The organism is Micromonospora sp. NPDC048907 (assembly GCF_055586885.1).
On the sequence record NZ_JBVJHI010000006.1, the window covers coordinates 1 to 16,263 of the forward strand.

Consider the following 16,263-nt stretch of genomic DNA (forward strand, 5'->3'; position numbering starts at 1 on the left):
GGCCGGGTCGCCGCCGGAGAGCTTGAGCCCCTCCCACGGGATGGAGATCAGGCACTCCCGCAGGTGCTCCCGTGACTCGTCGAGGGTGGGCAGCGGCGCACCGGGCCGCGCTGCTGGCCGCGGTGCCCGCGCTCGCCCAGGCCCGCTGGTTCCCGGCCCGCCAGGGCGAGCACTCGGTGCTGCGCCGCGCGCTGGTCGGCTGGGCCGCCGACGAGGGACTGCGCCGGGCCAGCTCCCGCCCGCCGGAGCCACCCGGCGCCCACGGCCGGGTGCCCGTGGTGGCCGGCACCGAGCCAACCGACCTCACCGAGCGGATCGACCGCCAGGCCCGCTCCTGCGCCCAGCGCATCCGCCAGCACCTCGCCCTGGAGCTGGCCAACATCCACCTCCGCGTGGTGCAGGAGATCGTCTTCGGGGTCGGCTGCGCCGGCCTGCCGCAGCTGCTCGACCGCGAGATGGAGGCGCTGTCGCTGCTCGCCACCGCGCAGTGCGACGAGGCGGTCCGCGGCATCGTCGACGACGCGGCCGCCCGCGTCTTCGGCGCGCCGCTCGCCGAGGGCGTGCGCCGGCGGATCGTGCACGCCGTCCGCTGGGGCCTGGCCGACCACCCGGACGGCCGCGAGCTGGACCGCGTGCTCCTCGTCACGAGCACCGCCGGGGTGGCCGGGCTGGCCGGCACCGGCGCCCTCGACGCGCTGGCCGGCTATCCCCGCGCCGAGCGCGACGAGGCGCTCCCGCCCGTCGGCGTGGCCCTCAACGGCGGGTGCTGGCAGCACTGGCGGCTGCCCGGCAACGCCGACCCCAACGTGGCCCGCTCCTGGGCCCAGCGGGCGCTGCGCGAGGTCGAGTTGGAGCTCTCCCGCCAGGTGTCCCGTCGCTTCGAGGTGATCCGCCTCTCGCTCGCCGCGGTCCTCGCCGATGCTGTCGACCACGGCATCCTCCTCGCCTGAGGTCGGGGCCGCCGCACCGCCGTCGCCGTCGACGTACGCGGCCCGGGCGGGTGATCCCGACCGCCGCGCCGTTCCGGTTCATCGGTTCCCCGGATCCGGTGGCACGATGGGGGGCATGGCGGCTCCACAGGTTGCGCCGGTCGAGACGCCGGACACCGACGAGGTGCCGGTCTCCGACCGGCCATGGGTGACCATCGTCTGGGACGATCCGGTCAACCTCATGACGTACGTGACCTGGGTGTTCCAGAAGCTCTTCGGATACAGCCGGGAGAAGGCCGAGCAGCTCATGCTGGACGTGCACCACAAGGGCAAGGCCGTCGTCTCCAGCGGCGCCCGGGAGCGGATGGAGCACGACGCGTCGCAACTGCACGCGTACGGCCTCTGGGCGACGGTGGACCGGTCATGAGCATGTTCCGCCGGCAGGGCGACCACTACGCGGCCATCTTCGCGGTCGACGAGGTCCGGGTGCTGCGCAAGGTCGCCTCCGAGGTGGTCGGGCTGCTCACCGACGGCTTCGACCACGGCGACCCGGTGGTCGGCCGGCTCTTCCCCGAGGTCTACCCGGACGACGCGGCGGGCAGCGCCGAGTTCCGCCGCTACACCGAGGGCGACCTCAAGACCGCCAAGATCGACCAGGCCGGCGCGATCCTGGCCGCGCTGCCCGACGGCGAGGCCGGCGGCGAGGTGCGGCTCGACGCCGAGGCGGCCGAGGCGTGGCTGCGCGCGCTCAACGACGCCCGGCTGGCCATGGGCGTCCGGCTGGAGATCAAGGACGGCACCGACCTGGGCGAGGAGCTGGACGACGCGGTCGCGGAGGACCCCACCTCGTCGCGGGTGTTCCAACTGTCGGTCTACGCGTACCTGGGTTATCTCCAGGAATCCCTGCTCAACGCCCTGATCGACTGAGTGGTGACGGTCACCACCTCGCGGCCCGGGACGGCCAGCGGCTAGGCTTGGCGGCGTGCTGAGCATCGACCGGTCGATCATCGACGCGATCGTGGCCCACGCGCGTCGGGACCACCCGGACGAGGCGTGCGGCGTGGTCGCCGGTCCCGCCGGCAGCGACACCCCGACCCGGCACATCCCGATGGACAACGCCGCCCGCTCCATGACCTTCTACGAATTCGACTCGATGGAGCAGTTGCGGGTGTGGCGGGAGATGGACGACCGCGACGAGGAGCCGGTCGTCATCTACCACTCGCACACCGCGACGGAGGCCTACCCGTCCCGCACGGACGTGTCCTTCGCCGGGGAGCCGGGGGCGCACTACCTGCTCGTCTCGACCCGCGAGCCCGACACCGAGGAGATCCGCTCCTTCCGGATCGTCGACGGCGTGGTCACCGAGGAGCCGGTCGAGATCGTGGCTGCCGTGGACCCGCACGCCGTCCAGTCCTACATGTTCGGGCAGAGCCCGGCGACGGTCGACTACGAGTGTTCCGACCGCTGACCTTCCAGCGCCGGCACACCTTTCTTCTTCCCGTCACCTGGCACGATCCGAACAAGGAGCACGAGACATCATGGCCATCGAGGTTCGCATCCCCACCATCCTGCGCAGCTACACCGGCGGCGCGAAGGTCGTCGAGGGCAGCGGCGACACCCTGGGCGACCTGCTCGCCGACCTGGACTCCCGGCACGCCGGCCTGCGGGCCCGGCTGGTCACCGACGCCGGCGCGCTGCACCGGTTCGTCAACGTCTACGTCAACGACGAGGACGTCCGCTTCCTCGGCGCGCTCGACGCCAAGCTCAACGACGGCGACAGCGTGACCATCCTGCCGGCCGTGGCCGGTGGCGCGTTCGGCTTCGCCGCCGCGGCGGCGATCGCGCAGCACAATGCCTCCGCGGCGGCGATCGCGCAGCACAGTGCCTCCGCGGCGGCGATCGCGCAGCACGGCGCAGCGCACGCAGTGCGCCGCTGAGGGCGGGCGGCATGGCACGGTACGACAGCCTGCTCGACGCCAGCGGCGGCACGCCCCTGGTCGGGCTGCCGCGGCTCTCGCCGACGGTCCCCGACGGCGCGCCGCCGGTGCGGCTGTGGGCGAAGCTGGAGGACCGGAACCCGACCGGCAGCATCAAGGACCGGGCGGCCCTGTTCATGGTCCGCGCGGCCGAGGAGGCGGGCCGGCTCCGCCCCGGTGACACCATCCTGGAGCCGACCAGCGGCAACACCGGCATCTCGCTGGCCATGGTGGCCAAGCTGCGCGGCTACCGGCTGGTCTGCGTGATGCCGGAGAACGTCTCCACCGAGCGGGTCCAACTGCTCCGGATGTACGGCGCGGAGATCATCTTCTCGCCGGCGGCGGGCGGCTCGAACCAGGCCGTCGCCACCGCCAAGCAGATCGCCGCCGAGCACCCGGACTGGGTGATGCTCTACCAGTACGGCAACGAGGCGAACGCGCGGGCGCACTACGAGACGACCGGGCCGGAGCTGCTGCACGACCTGCCGACCATCACCCACTTCGTGGCCGGCCTGGGCACCACCGGCACGCTGATGGGCACGGGGCGCTACCTGCGAGAGAAGGTCGACGGCATCCAGGTCGTCGCGGCCGAGCCCCGCTACGGCGAGCTGGTCTACGGGCTGCGCAACATCGACGAGGGCTACGTGCCCGAGCTGTACGACGCCACGGTGCTCTCCCGGCGTTTCTCGGTGGGCACCCGCGACGCGGTGCTGCGGACCCGGCAGCTCGTGGAGGTGGAGGGCATCTTCGCCGGCTTCTCCACCGGGGCGATCCTGCACGCCGCCCTCGCGGTGGCGCACGAGGCGGTCCGGGCGGGCCGCCGCGCCGACGTGGCCTTCGTGGTCTGCGACGGCGGCTGGAAGTACCTGTCGACCGGGGCGTACGGCGGCACCCTGGCGGACGCCGAGGACGCTCTGGAGGGGCAGCTCTGGGCCTGACGGCCGGACGGTCGGTTCGGTCGGCGCACGCCGCTGACCGAACCGACCGTAACCTCCCGGGACCGTACGTGTGCGGGTGTCACGTTGATGACAACTTCCGGCAGATGATTCTTGCCCGACCGGGCCGACGCGTAGGCTGCGCAGCGTGGCGAACGCGTCGGTAGAGATCATCGGCGGAGCGACCGCCGGCGTGTCGACTACCGAGCGTGAGATCGAGGCGACCGGATGCGACTGACCGTCCTCGGGTGCGCGGGCAGTTTCCCCGGGCCCGAGTCTCCCTGCTCGGCCTACCTCATGGAGGCCGACGGGTTCCGGCTCCTGATCGACTTCGGGGTGGGTTCGCTCTCCACGCTCCAGCGCTACGTCGGGCTGCACGCCCCCGACGCCATCCTCCTCACCCACCTGCACTGCGACCACATGTTCGACGCGGTGTCCTACGTGGTGGTCCGCCGGTACGCGCCGGACGGCCCGTACCCGCCCCTGCCCATGTACGCCCCCTCCGGCGCGCCCGACCGGCTGGCCAGCGCGTACGGGCAGGAGGAGGGCTCGGTGGAGGACGTCTACCAGTTCTACGGCCTGCAGCCGGGCACCTTCCCGATCGGCCCGTTCACCGTCACCGTCGACCGGATGAACCATCCGGTCGAGACGTACGGGGTGCGGCTGGAGCACGGCGGCCGGGTGTTCTGCTACTCGGCGGACACCGCGCCCTGCGACGCGCTGCTGCGCCTGGCCCAGGGCGCCGACGTGTTCCTCTGCGAGGCCAGCTACATGGACGGGGTGGACAACCCACCGGACCTGCACCTGACCGGCCGGGAGGCCGGCGAGGCGGCCACCAAGGCGGGGGTGGGCCGGTTGCTGCTCACCCACCTCGTCCCCGCCTGGGGCAGCGAGTCGCACACGGTGGAGTCGGCGGCCGGCGCGTACAGCGGGCCGCTCGAGGTGGTCCGCGCCGGCGCCTCCTACGAGGTCTGACCACGCCGGTCGGCGCGCCAGGTTGCCGGCGGTCGTCGCCGCGGACGTGATCCCGAAGCCGCTGTTGGTGCGCATCGCTCTGTGACACTCCGTGTCCCGCCCGGTCCGGGCGCAGGGTGCTGACACCGGCCTTTGCTCTGCAGCCATCCGCGCAGCGGTGCGGTGAGCTGCGGTTCTCTGCGTGACCTCCCGGCGGATCCTTGCCCGGCTGATGACTCCCGGTAGCTGCCGCGTCCGTGGCTGCAGAGCAAAGGCGGCCGGGGACCCCCGCCGCGGCAGCCCGGCCTCACCGACCGTGTGCTGCCGGCGAGTGTTCAGACCTCGCCACCGTGACGACTGAGGGCGACCGGGGGAGACCCCGGCCCGGTTCGATCACGGCACCGCATAGGGTGCAGGCATGGCGCGACCTGACGGGCGGCGGCCCGACCAACTCCGACCGGTGACCCTGACCCGCGGCTGGAGCACCCACCCGGAGGGCTCGGTCCTCGTCGAGTTCGGCGCGACCCGGGTGCTCTGCACGGCTAGCGTGACCGAGGGCGTGCCCCGCTGGCGCAAGGGCTCCGGGCTCGGCTGGGTGACCGCCGAGTACGCGATGCTGCCCCGGGCCACGAACACCCGCTCGGACCGGGAGAGCGTCAAGGGCCGCGTCGGCGGCCGGACCCACGAGATCTCCCGGCTCATCGGCCGCAGCCTGCGGGCCTGCGTCGACCTCAAGGCGCTCGGCGAGAACTCGGTGGTGCTCGACTGCGACGTGCTCCAGGCCGACGGCGGCACCCGGACGGCGGCCATCACGGGCGCGTACGTCGCACTGCACGACGCGGTGACCTGGCTCGCCGAGCGCAAGGCCCTGGCCGGCAAGGTCGACAAGGTCATGCACCGGTCGGTGGCGGCGGTCAGCGTCGGCATCATCGCCGGCGAGCCGCGACTCGACCTCTGCTACGAGGAGGACGTGGCCGCCGAGGTCGACATGAACGTGGTCTGCACCGGGACGGGTGACTTCGTCGAGGTGCAGGGGACGGGCGAGGCCGGCGTCTTCGCCCGGGAGCAGCTGGACGCCCTGCTCGACCTGGGCGTGGCGGGCTGCCTGGACCTGGCCGACGCGCAGCGGAAGGCGCTGAACTGATGAACCGGCTGACGCGCAGTGGAAGGCGTTGAACATGAACACGGTGCTCCTGGCCACCCGCAACCGGAAGAAGCTCGTCGAGCTGCAGCGGATCCTCGACGGCGCGCTCGGCGCCCACCGGATCGCCCTGCTCGGCCTGGACGACGTCGAGGAATACCCGGAGCTGCCCGAGTCGGGCCTGACCTTCGGCGAGAACGCGCTCATCAAGGCCCGGGAGGGCTGCCGGCGTACCGGCCTGCCGACCATCGCCGACGACTCCGGTCTGGCGGTGGACGCGCTGAACGGCATGCCGGGCGTGTTCAGCGCCCGCTGGGCCGGCCGGCACGGCGACGACCACGCCAACCTGCAGCTCGTGCTGGACCAGATCGCCGACCTGCCGGACGAGCACCGGGGTGCCGCCTTCGTCTGCACGGTGGCGATGGTCCTTCCCAGCGGCAAGGAGCACCTGGTCGACGGCCGGCAGCCGGGCCGCCTGCTGCGCGCCCCGCGCGGCGACGGCGGCTTCGGCTACGACCCGATCTTCCTCGGCGACGGGCAGGAGCGGACCAACGCGGAGCTGACCCCGGAGGAGAAGGACGCGGTCAGCCACCGCGGCAAGGCGCTGCGCGAGCTGGCCAAGCTGGTCGCCAAGGTGCTCCCGCCGGCCGCCTGACCGCGACGGGCCGGCCGGCCCCGCCGTCCGCCGAGGCGGACGGCGAGGAGAGACACACCGGTCAGACCAGCCGGTGTCCGCCGTCGACGTGCAGCACGGTCCCGGTGATGAAGCTGTTCTCCAGGATCGCCACGAAGGCCCGGGCGATGTCGGCCGGGTCGCCCACCCGGCCACCGGGCAGCCGCCCGGCCAGGGCCGCCAGCCGGTCGTGCTTCGCGTCGCCGGCGAAGGTGTCCCAGATCGGCGTGTCCACCCAGCCCGGCGAGACCGCGTTGACCCGGACCGGGGCGAGTTCCAGCGCCAACGCCCGCACGAGGGACTCCAGCGCCCCGTTCGCGGTCGCGACCATCGAGCCGCCCGGCGCGGGCCGGTAGGCGGCGATGCCGGACGTGACGGTGAGCGAACCGGTCGGGGCCACCGCGACGTGCTTGGCGACCAGCCACGGCCCGAGCACCTTGGTGCCGAGGACCGCACGCGCCGCGTCGAGGTCGAAGTCGGCGAGCGGACCGTACGCGCCGGTCATGTCGGCGGCGGTGACCACGACGTGGTCCAGCTGCCCACACTCGCCGGCCAGCCGCCGTACCTGCTCCTCGTCGGCGATGTCGACGGGGTGGGTGCTCAGCCGCTCGGGTGCGCCCAGCCGGCGGGCCGCCTCGGCCAGGCGGCCGGCGGAACGGCCGGCGATGGCCACCTCCGCGCCGCCGTGCAGCAACAGTTCCGCCAGCGCCAGCCCCATGCCCGAGCTGCCGCCGACGATCAGGATTCGGGATCGTTCCATGCCGTCGAGGTTTCCGGTCCGCCCGTGAGCCCGGAAGACCGCGGCGGGACCGGCCCTGACAGGGCCACCCCGCGTGCCGGTCGGGGATGTCAGACTCTGCGGGTGGCGGAGCACGGCGCACTCGGTGAGTTCCTGCGCAACCGACGGGGCCGGATCGGGCCGGCCGACGTCGGTCTGCCGCCCGGCGCCGGCCGCCGGCAGACCCCGGGGCTGCGCCGCGAGGAGCTGGCCGCACTGGCCGGCGTGAGCGTCGACTACTACATCCGGCTGGAGCGCGGCCGGGACACCAACCCCGGCCCGGCCGTCCTCGACGCGCTGGCCACGGCGTTGCGCCTCGACGACGACGAGCGGGCGCACCTGCACGCGTTGGCCCACCACGCGTCCGGCCGTCCCGCCCGCCGCCCGCGCCCGGTCACCGGGGTCCGGCCCGGGCTCCGGCTGCTGCTGGAGAGCGTCCGGCCCACCCCGGCGTACGTGCTGAGCCAGACCAGCGACGTCCTCGCCGCCAATCCCGAGGGGCTGCGGTTGCTGGCCGGGATCGAGCAGTGGCCCGGGGAACGACGGAACCTGATCCGGTACGTCTTCGTGCACCCGGCGGCCCGCACGCTGTTCGTGCCGTGGCGGCGGATGGCCGAGGACTGCGTGGCGCACCTGCGGACGGTCGCCGCCGCCGACCCGGAGTCGCCGGAGCTGGCCCGGCTGGTGGCCGAGCTGTCCGGGGTCGCCGAAGAGTTCGCGGCGCTCTGGCGGCACTACGACGTACGGGTCAAGAGCGGCTCACGACGCAGCTTCCAGCACCCCGGGGTGGGCCGGCTGGAGCTGACGTCCGAGATCCTGACCGCCCCGGACGGGCAGCGGTTCGTCGCCTTCCAGGCCGACCCGGCCAGCCCCGACCGGGACGCGGTCGCCCTGCTCGCCCACGCCCCGGCATACCGCTGACCGGCTCCCCGGGACGCGGACGGACCGACCGCGCCCGGGGCTCAGCCCAGCGGGCCGACCTCGCGCTCGATGGCGGCGCGCAGCGCGGGGCCGCCCACCACGTCCCGCGCCGCCTCCATGAGCGGGGCGAGGAACACGTCCGGCCCCGGCTCGCCGATCGCCTCGCCGAGCGCGGCCACCGCGGCCCGGCCGGCCGGTGACGGGGTCAGCGGGGCGCGGAGCTGGAGCCCGCGCACGGCGGCCAGCAGCTCGACCGCGAGCAGGCTGGTCAGGTTGTCCAGCACGGTGCGCAGCTTCTTGGTCGCCGCCCAGCCCATCGAGACGTGGTCCTCCTGCATGCCGCTGGTGGGCAGCGAGTCGACCGAGGCGGGTGCGGCGAGCCGGCGGTTCTCCGCGACGATCCCGGCGGCCGTGTACTGGGCGATCATCAGGCCGGAGTTGACCCCGGCGTCGGGGGAGAGGAACGCCGGCAGCTCCCGGGAGCGGGTGACGTCGAGCAGCCGGTCCACCCGGCGTTCGGCGATCGCGCCCACCTCGGACGCGGCGATGGCGAGGTAGTCGGCGGCGAAGCCGAGCGGCGCGCCGTGGAAGTTGCCTGTCGACTCGACCCGCCCGTCCGGCAGCACCACCGGGTTGTCCACCACCGAGAGCAGCTCCCGCCCGGCCACCACCTCGACGAAGTCGAGGGTGTCGCGGGCGGCGCCGGCCACCTGCGGCGCGCAGCGCATCGAGTAGGCGTCCTGCACCGCGTGCGCCAGGTCGTCGCGGTGCGAGTCCATGACCGCCGAGTTCTGCAGCAGCTTGTGGATGTTGGCGGCCGAGGCGGCCTGGCCGGGGTGCGGCCGGATGGCGTGCAGCTCGGGCAGGAACGGCCGCTCCGAGCCGAGCATCGCCTCGATGGCCAGCGCGGCAGTCACGTCGGCCATGGCGAACAGGTGCCGGGCGTCGTGGACGGCCAGCAGCAGCATGCCGAGCATGCCGTCGGTGCCGTTGATCAGCGCCAGCCCCTCCTTGGCGGCCAGCTCGAGCGGCTGCAGCCCGACCCGGCGCAGTGCGTCGCCGGCCGGGATCCGGTCGCCCGCCGGGCCGAGCACCCAGCCCTCACCGAGCAGCACCAGCGCGCAGTGCGCGAGGGGCGCCAGGTCGCCGGAGGCGCCGAGCGAGCCGTGCTCCGGCACCCACGGGGTCACCTCGTGGTTGAGCAGGTCCACCAGGGCCTCGGCGACCCGCGGGCGGACCCCGGAGCGGCCGAGAGCCAGGGAGCGCACCCGCAGCAGCATCATGGCGCGGACCACCTCGCGGGGCATCGGCGCGCCCACCCCGGCGGCGTGCGAGCGGATCAGCGCGTGCTGGAGCTCGGCCCGCCGCTCCGGCGCGACGAACGTGTTGGCGAGCGCCCCGAACCCGGTGGAGACGCCGTACACGGGCCGGCCGGCGGCCTCGATCCCGTCCACGATGGACCGGCTGGTGGCCATCGCCTCCACCGTGGCGGGGTCGAGGACGACCTTGGCGGTGCCGCGGGCCACGGCGAGCACGTCGGCGGGGGAGATCCCGGTGGGCTGGATGACTACGGTCGACATTGCGGTACTCCGTTGTGCAGGACCTGGCGGATCAGCGGGACACCGGGCCGGTAGGCCAGGTGCAGGTGGGACGGGGCGTCGAGGATCGTCAGGTCGGCCCGCGCGCCCCGCGCGAGCCGCCCCACGTCGTCGCGGCGCAGCGCCGCCGCCCCGCCGGCCGTCGCGGCCCACACCGCCTCCGCCGGGGTCATCCGCATCTCGCGTACGGCGAGGGCGATGCAGAACGGCATGGACGACGTGTACGACGACCCGGGGTTGCAGTCGGTGGCCAGCGCCACGGTGACGCCCGCGTCGAGCAGCCGGCGCGCGTCCGGGTACGGCGACCGGGTGGAGAACTCGGCGCCGGGCAGCAGGGTGGCGACGGTGGTGGTGTGCGGGCCGTCCGGGCGGCGGTGCGACGCGAGCGCGTCGACGTCGGCGTCGGACAGGTGGGTGCAGTGGTCCACGCTGGCCGCGCCCAGCTCCACGCCGAGCCGCACGCCCGGCCCGGGGCCGAGCTGGTTGGCGTGCACCCGCACGCCCAGCCCGACGGCCTGCCCGCAGGCGAGGATCGCCCGGGCGTGGTCCACGTCGAAGGCGCCCCGCTCGCAGAACACGTCGATCCAACGCGCGTGGGGCGCGGCGGCGGCCAGCATCGGCCCGCACACCAGGCCCACGTAGTCGTCGGGGCGGTCGGCGTACTCGGCGGGGACCACGTGCGCGCCGAGGAACGTGGTGTCCTCGGTGAACTCGGCGGCGACCCGCAGCGAGCGGGCCTCGTCGGCGACGGTCAGCCCGTACCCGCTCTTGATCTCGATGGTGGTGGTGCCCTGCCGCATCGCCTCGCCGCGCAGCCGCCGGACGGTGTCCCGCAGCTGGTCGTCGGAGGCGGCCCGGGTGGCGCCGACGGTCGTCCGGATGCCGCCCCCGGTGTAGGGCTCGCCGGCCATCCGGGCGGCGAACTCGGCGGCCCGGTCGCCCGCGAAGACCAGGTGGGCGTGGCTGTCCACGAAGCCGGGCAGCACGGCGCCGCCCTCGGCGTCGATCCGCCGGTCGGCGGCCGGGGCGTACCGGGCCGGGCCGATCCAGGCCACCTGGCCGTCCTCGACCAGCACGGCGGCGTCCCGGCGGATGCCGAGCGGCCCGCCCTCGCCGCCGGTGTCGTTGGTGACCAGTTCCCCGATGTTGTCGACCAGCAGGCTGCCGCTGTTCCGCGGCGCCGGCCGCACCGGGTCGCCCGGCCGCACCGGACGGTCGCCCGGGCTCATGACGTCACCTCCTGGATGGCGTCCCGCAGCTCGGTGGGCACGTCCACGGTCCGGTGCCGGCCGTCGGCCACGACCGTCCGCCCGTCCACCACCACGTGGGTCACGTCGGCGGCGGTGGCCGCGAAGAACGCGCCGACCGGCGGCACCCCGGCGGTGCGGGCGCTGTCCAGCCGCACCGTCACGAGGTCGGCCCGGTCGCCGACGGACAGGCGGCCCGCGTCGCCCCAGCCGAGCGCGGCGTGCCCGGCGACGGTGGCCGCGGTGACCAGCTCGGCGGCGCTGAAGTGCCCCCGCCGGCGCGTGCGCAGGCGCTCGTCCAGCTCCACGGCGCGGGCCTCCTCGAAGAGGTCCACCACGGCGTGGCTGTCGCTGCCCAGGCTGAGCGGGCTGCCCGCCTCGGCCATCCGCCGGGCCGGCCCGATCCCGTCGGCCAGGTCCCGCTCGGTGGTGGGGCAGAGGCATACCCCGGTCCGGCTGTCCCCGAGCAACGCGACGTCGGCGCTGGTGGGGTGGGTCGTGTGCACCGCCGTGGTGTGCGGGCCGAGCACCCCGTGGTCGGCCAGCAGCCGGGTCGGTGTGCAGCCGTGCACGGCCCGGCAGGCGTCGTTCTCGGCCGGCTGCTCGGAGAGGTGCACGTGCAGCGGCACGCCGTTGCGGTCGGCCCAGCCGGCCACGGTGGCGAGCTGCTCGGCGGGCACCGCGCGGACCGAGTGGATGGCCGCGCCCAGCCGGGCGTGGTCGTTCTCGGGGCGGAACGCGTCGACCCGCTCGACCCAGCGCAGCGCGTCGCCGTCACCGAACCGGCGCTGCGTACCGACCAGCTCCGCGCCGTCCACGCTCGCGGTCAGGTACGCGGTGTCCAGCAGGGTGAGCCGGATCCCGGCGTGCGCGGCGGCCTCGACCAGCGCGGCCGACATGGCGTTCGGGTCGGCGTACGGCCGGCCCTCCGGGCCGTGGTGCAGGTAGTGGAACTCGCCCACGCAGGTGATCCCCGCGAGGGCCATCTCCGCGTACGCGGCCCGGGCCAGGGCCAGGTACGAGTCGGGGTCGAGCCGGGCCGCGACGTCGTACATGACGTCCCGCCAGCTCCAGAAGTCGCCGCGCCCGCCGTGGGTGCGCCCGCGCAGCGCCCGGTGGAAGGCGTGCGAGTGGGCGTTGGCCAGGCCGGGCAGGGTGAGCCCGGGCAGGCGTGTCGCGTCGCCGAGCACCTCGACCCCGGCGGGGGCCGCGCCACCGCCGACCAGCGGGGTGACCGCGGTGATCCGCCCGGCCTCGGCCTCGATCAGCACGTCGGGGGTGGGCTCGGCGTGGTCGGGCAGCCAGGCGTACTCGGCCAGCCAGCGGGTCAGCGGCATGCCAGCTCCTCCAGCACCCGGGCCAGGGCCGTCACCCCGGCCGCGCAGTCGGCGTCGGTGGCGTACTCGGCCGGCGAGTGCGACACCCCGGTCGGGTTGCGCACGAAGAGCATCGCGGTCGGCAGGTGCGCGGCCAGCACCCCGGCGTCGTGCCCGGCCCCGGTGGGCAGCACCGGCGCGTCGAGCAGCGCGGCCAGCCGGCCGGCCAGCCCGCCGTCGAAGGCCACCAGCGGGGTGGCCGACTCCTGGGTGCAGGTCAGCTCGGTGCCGTCCCGCTTCGCCCGCTCCGCGGCCTTGGCCCGGACCGCCTCGACCAGGCCGTGCAGCGTCTCCGGTTCGGCCGCCCGGGCGTCCAGCCAGCCGGTCACCCTCGACGGGATGGCGTTCGTGGCGTTCGGCTCGACGGCCACCCGGCCCACCGTGGCGTGCGCGTCGCGAAGCCGGGCCTCCTTGTTCGCCGCGAGCACGGTGAACGCGTAGGTGAGCATCGGGTCGCGGCGGTCGGCCATCCGGGTCGTACCCGCGTGGTTGCCCTCACCGGCGAAGTCGAAGCGCCAGCGGCCGTGCGGCCAGATGGCGCTGGCGACCGCGACCGGCGTGCCCAGGTCGACGAGCGCGCGGCCCTGCTCGACGTGCAGCTCCACGAAGGACGCGAAGCGGCCGAGCAGGCCGGGGTCGGCGCCCGCCGGCCGGTCGCCCAGCGCGTCGGCGAAGCTCACCCCCGCCGCGTCGCGCAGCCCGGCCGCGCGCTCCACCGGGATCTCCCCGGTGAGCAGCCGCGAGCCCAGGCAGGGTACGCCGAACCGGCCGCCCTCCTCCTCCACGAACGCGGCCACCGCCACCGGCCGGACCGGGGCGACCCCGGCGGCCCGCAGCTCGTCCACGGCCAGGAACGCGCTGACGATGCCGAGCGGCCCGTCGTACGCCCCGCCGTGCGGCACCGAGTCGAAGTGGCTGCCGGTGAGCACCGCGTCCCCGGCGGCCGGGTCGCCCCACCAGGCGAACAGGTTGCCGTTGCCGTCCTCGGTGACCGGCATGCCCCGCTGCCCGGCCTGCTCCCGGAACCAGCCGCGCAGCGTGCGCTCTGGCTCGGTGAGCGCGTAGCGCAGGTAGCCGCCGCTGCCCGCGTCCCGCCCGACCGGCGCGATCTCGTCCCACAGCTTGCGGAACCGGACGGCGAGATCGCTCACGCGGCACCTCGGTTGTTCGCGGCTGCGAGGCGGCGCTGCGCTGCACTCCTCGCGCTCACGCCGTACCCTCCGTGCCCTCCGCCATGGGCACGCGGACGCCGGTGCGGGCGGCGACCTCGCGGGCGTCGTCGTAGCCGGCGTCGACGTGCCGGATGACGCCCATGGCCGGGTCGTTGGTGAGCACCCGCTCGATCTTCTGCCCGGCCAGGGCGGTGCCGTCGGCCACGCAGACCTGCCCGGCGTGGATCGACCGGCCGATGCCCACGCCGCCGCCGTGGTGGATCGACACCCAGGACGCCCCGCTGGCGGTGTTGACCAGCGCGTTGAGCAGCGGCCAGTCGGCGATCGCGTCGGAGCCGTCCGCCATGGCCTCGGTCTCCCGGTAGGGGCTGGCCACGCTGCCGCAGTCCAGGTGGTCCCGGCCGATCACCACGGGCGCGCTCAGCTCGCCGGACGCGACCATCTCGTTGAACCGCACCCCGGCCTTGTCCCGCTCGCCGTAGCCGAGCCAGCAGATCCGGGCCGGCAGCCCCTGGAAGGCGACCCGCTCGCCGGCCATCCGGATCCACCGGGCGAGGGACTCGTTCTCGGGGAACAGGTCGAGGATGGCCCGGTCGGTGGCCGCGATGTCCTTCGGGTCACCGGAGAGCGCGGCCCAGCGGAACGGGCCCCTGCCCTCGCAGAACAGCGGCCGGATGTAGGCCGGCACGAAGCCCGGGAAGTCGAAGGCCCGCTCGTAGCCGCCGAGCTTCGCCTCGCCGCGGATGGAGTTGCCGTAGTCGAAGACCTCGGCGCCGGCGTCGAGGAAGCCCACCATCGCCTCGACGTGCGTGGCCATCGAGGCCCGCGCCCGGTCGGTGAACTCGGCCGGCTTCGTCGCCGCGTAGTCCCGGGCGTCGGCCAGTTCCACGCCCTCCGGCAGGTACGACAGGGGGTCGTGCGCGCTGGTCTGGTCGGTGACGATGTCGATGGCGACGCCCCGGCGCAGCAGCTCCGGGAAGACCGTGGCGGCGTTGCCGACCACCCCGACGCTGAGCGCCCGGCGGTCCCGCCTGGCGGCGAGCGCCCGCTCGACGGCGTCGTCCAGGGAGTCGGCGATCTCGTCCAGGTAACGGTCGTGCGCCCGGCGTTCCAGCCGGGTGCGGTCCACGTCGACGATCAGGCAGGCGCCGCCGTTCATGGTGACCGCCAGGGGCTGCGCCCCGCCCATCCCGCCGCAGCCGGCGGTCAGCGTCAGCGTGCCGGCCAGGGTGCCCCCGAACCGCTTCTCGGCCACCGCCGCGAACGTCTCGTAGGTGCCCTGGAGGATGCCCTGGGTGCCGATGTAGATCCAGGAGCCGGCGGTCATCTGCCCGTACATGGTCAGGCCGAGCGCTTCGAGCCGGCGGAACTCCGGCCAGGTGGCCCAGTCGCCGACCAGGTTCGAGTTGGCCAGCAGCACCCGGGGCGCCCACTCGTGGGTGCGCATGACGCCGACCGGGCGGCCCGACTGCACCAGCATGGTCTCGTCGTCGCGCAGGTCGGTCAGCGTCCGGACCAGCGCGTGGTACGACGGCCAGTCCCGGGCCGCCTTGCCGGTGCCGCCGTAGACCACCAGGTCCTCGGGGCGCTCGGCCACCTCCGGGTCGAGGTTGTTCATCAGCATCCGCAGCGCGGCCTCCTGGGGCCACCCCTTCGCGGTGCGTGCGGTGCCGCGGGCGGCGCGGACGGGCTGGTGCATCTCGTACTCCTCTCAGCCGAGGAACAACTGACGACGGGTGGCGGACGACTCGAACGCCTCGAGCCGGGCCTGGGTTTCGGCGGGGGTGGCGTCGCAGATCGCCTGGAGCACCACCATGGCCAGGGTCATCGGGGCGGTGTGCAGGTCGAAGACCAGGTCGGTGCCGACGGCGGCGGGGAGCACGACGTCGGCGTGGTCGGTGGCCGGGCTCACCGGGGAGTCGGTGATGGCCACGACGGTCAGCCCGGCGTCCCGGGCCTCGCGCAGCGCGTCGAGGGTCTCCCGGGGGTAGCGGGGGAGCACGAAGGCGAGCAGGGCGCGCGCCCCGGCCGCGGCGGCCTGTTCGAGCCGGTCGGCCAGGAGGCTGCCGCCGTCGTCGACGACCCGCACGTCCGGGTGCACCTTCGCGGCGAAGTACGCGAAGTACGCCGCGAGCGGCGCGGCGGCGCGCAGTCCGAGCACCGGCAGCGGGCGGCTGGCCGCGAGCAGCTTGCCCACGTCGGCGATCCGGCCGGCGTCGGCGAGCTGCGCGGCGAGCCGGTCGAGGTTGCCCATCTCGGCGTGGACCGCCCGCTGGAGGGCGTTGCCGGCCCCGGCCGGGTCGGCGGCGCCGGTGGCGGTCAGCTCGCGCAGCCGGCGGCGCAGCGCGGGGTAGCCGTCGTGCCCGAGCGCCATGGCGAACCGGGTCACCGACGGCTGGCTGACCCCGGCCAGCTCGGCCACCTCCGCCGCGGACAGGTACGCCGCCGCGCCCGCCTGCTGGACCAGGCAGTGCGCGATGCGGCGCTGGGTCGGGGTGAGCCGGACGCCGTGGAAGAGGTCGAGCAGGCGGTCGGTGGGTGCCGCACCGCTTTCATTCACGTC

General features: G+C 74.8%; 17 protein-coding genes. 10 read left to right on the plus strand and 7 right to left on the minus strand.

The annotated features are described in order from the left end of the window. The first annotated feature begins 71 nt into the window (after positions 1-71). From ACZ6PY_RS21465 to rdgB, 9 genes are all read left to right on the plus strand, one after another. Positions 72-950 carry a hypothetical protein gene (locus ACZ6PY_RS21465; protein ID WP_466075249.1) on the plus strand — a complete coding sequence of 293 codons (879 nt, stop codon included), beginning with the start codon at positions 72-74 and terminating at the stop codon, positions 948-950. A gap of 115 nt (positions 951-1,065) precedes the next feature. Further along, positions 1,066-1,356, plus strand: coding sequence for an ATP-dependent Clp protease adapter ClpS (gene clpS, locus ACZ6PY_RS21470; RefSeq protein WP_091201734.1), 291 nt, complete (start codon positions 1,066-1,068; stop codon positions 1,354-1,356). Beyond that, on the plus strand, positions 1,353-1,856 hold the full coding sequence (locus ACZ6PY_RS21475; RefSeq protein WP_466074699.1) for a DUF2017 domain-containing protein: 504 nt from the start codon (positions 1,353-1,355) through the stop codon (positions 1,854-1,856). The genes clpS and ACZ6PY_RS21475 overlap by 4 nt, the downstream gene beginning before the upstream one ends. A gap of 55 nt (positions 1,857-1,911) precedes the next feature. Then, a complete protein-coding gene (locus ACZ6PY_RS21480) occupies positions 1,912-2,397 on the plus strand; it encodes a M67 family metallopeptidase (protein WP_151463080.1) in 486 nt (161 codons plus the stop codon). Positions 2,398-2,467: 70 nt separating this feature from the next. Next, a complete protein-coding gene (locus tag ACZ6PY_RS21485; RefSeq protein WP_466074700.1) occupies positions 2,468-2,866 on the plus strand; it encodes a MoaD/ThiS family protein in 399 nt (132 codons plus the stop codon). 11 nt (positions 2,867-2,877) lie between these two features. Further along, the gene (locus ACZ6PY_RS21490; RefSeq protein WP_466074701.1) at positions 2,878-3,843 is read left to right on the plus strand and encodes a PLP-dependent cysteine synthase family protein; all 966 of its coding nucleotides are present in this window, start codon (positions 2,878-2,880) and stop codon (positions 3,841-3,843) included. Positions 3,844-4,068: 225 nt separating this feature from the next. Then, the gene (locus ACZ6PY_RS21495) at positions 4,069-4,815 is read left to right on the plus strand and encodes an MBL fold metallo-hydrolase (protein ID WP_466074702.1); all 747 of its coding nucleotides are present in this window, start codon (positions 4,069-4,071) and stop codon (positions 4,813-4,815) included. 397 nt (positions 4,816-5,212) lie between these two features. Then, entirely contained in the window at positions 5,213-5,938 is a 726-nt protein-coding gene (rph, locus tag ACZ6PY_RS21500) for a ribonuclease PH (protein WP_262281593.1), read from the plus strand. A 34-nt stretch (positions 5,939-5,972) separates the two neighbouring features. Beyond that, positions 5,973-6,590, plus strand: a complete 618-nt coding sequence (rdgB, locus tag ACZ6PY_RS21505; protein WP_466074703.1) for an RdgB/HAM1 family non-canonical purine NTP pyrophosphatase — start codon at positions 5,973-5,975, stop codon at positions 6,588-6,590. Between the two features lie 61 nt (positions 6,591-6,651). Here rdgB and ACZ6PY_RS21510 read toward each other — a convergent pair whose 3' ends face one another. Further along, on the minus strand, positions 6,652-7,368 hold the full coding sequence (locus ACZ6PY_RS21510) for an SDR family oxidoreductase (protein ID WP_466074704.1): 717 nt from the start codon (positions 7,366-7,368) through the stop codon (positions 6,652-6,654). A 102-nt stretch (positions 7,369-7,470) separates the two neighbouring features. Here ACZ6PY_RS21510 and ACZ6PY_RS21515 point away from each other — a divergent pair, with 102 nt between their 5' ends. Continuing rightward, positions 7,471-8,307, plus strand: a complete 837-nt coding sequence (locus tag ACZ6PY_RS21515) for a helix-turn-helix domain-containing protein (protein WP_466074705.1) — start codon at positions 7,471-7,473, stop codon at positions 8,305-8,307. Between the two features lie 41 nt (positions 8,308-8,348). On the opposite strand, the gene hutH is transcribed toward ACZ6PY_RS21515, so the two are convergent. Genes hutH through ACZ6PY_RS21545 form a run of 6 tightly spaced genes read right to left on the minus strand, consistent with a single transcriptional unit; the run spans position 8,349 to position 16,260 of the window. Continuing rightward, positions 8,349-9,887 carry a histidine ammonia-lyase gene (gene hutH, locus ACZ6PY_RS21520; protein WP_466074706.1) on the minus strand — a complete coding sequence of 513 codons (1,539 nt, stop codon included), beginning with the start codon at positions 9,885-9,887 and terminating at the stop codon, positions 8,349-8,351. After that, the gene (gene hutI, locus ACZ6PY_RS21525) at positions 9,875-11,134 is read right to left on the minus strand and encodes an imidazolonepropionase (protein WP_466074707.1); all 1,260 of its coding nucleotides are present in this window, start codon (positions 11,132-11,134) and stop codon (positions 9,875-9,877) included. The genes hutH and hutI overlap by 13 nt, the downstream gene beginning before the upstream one ends. Further along, positions 11,131-12,483, minus strand: coding sequence for a formimidoylglutamate deiminase (locus ACZ6PY_RS21530; protein WP_466075199.1), 1,353 nt, complete (start codon positions 12,481-12,483; stop codon positions 11,131-11,133). The genes hutI and ACZ6PY_RS21530 overlap by 4 nt, the downstream gene beginning before the upstream one ends. After that, positions 12,480-13,679 (minus strand): allantoate amidohydrolase, encoded by a 1,200-nt coding sequence (locus ACZ6PY_RS21535; protein WP_466074708.1) that lies wholly within the window; start codon positions 13,677-13,679, stop codon positions 12,480-12,482. The genes ACZ6PY_RS21530 and ACZ6PY_RS21535 overlap by 4 nt, the downstream gene beginning before the upstream one ends. 55 nt (positions 13,680-13,734) lie before the next feature. Beyond that, positions 13,735-15,399 (minus strand): urocanate hydratase, encoded by a 1,665-nt coding sequence (gene hutU, locus ACZ6PY_RS21540; RefSeq protein ID WP_466074709.1) that lies wholly within the window; start codon positions 15,397-15,399, stop codon positions 13,735-13,737. A 12-nt stretch (positions 15,400-15,411) separates the two neighbouring features. Then, on the minus strand, positions 15,412-16,260 hold the full coding sequence (locus tag ACZ6PY_RS21545) for a MurR/RpiR family transcriptional regulator (protein WP_466074710.1): 849 nt from the start codon (positions 16,258-16,260) through the stop codon (positions 15,412-15,414). Between the last annotated feature and the right edge of the window lie 3 nt (positions 16,261-16,263).

Bases quoted from the DNA above. Each gene is read 5' to 3' on its own strand.
- clpS (WP_091201734.1), top strand. From the start codon at position 1,066: ATGGCGGCTCCACAGGTTGCGCCGGTCGAGACGCCGGACACCGACGAG.
- rdgB (WP_466074703.1), top strand. From the start codon at position 5,973: ATGAACACGGTGCTCCTGGCCACCCGCAACCGGAAGAAGCTCGTCGAG.
- ACZ6PY_RS21495 (WP_466074702.1), top strand. From the start codon at position 4,069: ATGCGACTGACCGTCCTCGGGTGCGCGGGCAGTTTCCCCGGGCCCGAG.
- ACZ6PY_RS21485 (WP_466074700.1), top strand. From the start codon at position 2,468: ATGGCCATCGAGGTTCGCATCCCCACCATCCTGCGCAGCTACACCGGC.
- ACZ6PY_RS21510 (WP_466074704.1), bottom strand. From the start codon at position 7,368: ATGGAACGATCCCGAATCCTGATCGTCGGCGGCAGCTCGGGCATGGGG.
- hutU (WP_466074709.1), bottom strand. From the start codon at position 15,399: ATGCACCAGCCCGTCCGCGCCGCCCGCGGCACCGCACGCACCGCGAAG.
- ACZ6PY_RS21490 (WP_466074701.1), top strand. From the start codon at position 2,878: ATGGCACGGTACGACAGCCTGCTCGACGCCAGCGGCGGCACGCCCCTG.
- hutH (WP_466074706.1), bottom strand. From the start codon at position 9,887: ATGTCGACCGTAGTCATCCAGCCCACCGGGATCTCCCCCGCCGACGTG.
- hutI (WP_466074707.1), bottom strand. From the start codon at position 11,134: ATGAGCCCGGGCGACCGTCCGGTGCGGCCGGGCGACCCGGTGCGGCCG.
- ACZ6PY_RS21475 (WP_466074699.1), top strand. From the start codon at position 1,353: ATGAGCATGTTCCGCCGGCAGGGCGACCACTACGCGGCCATCTTCGCG.
- rph (WP_262281593.1), top strand. From the start codon at position 5,213: ATGGCGCGACCTGACGGGCGGCGGCCCGACCAACTCCGACCGGTGACC.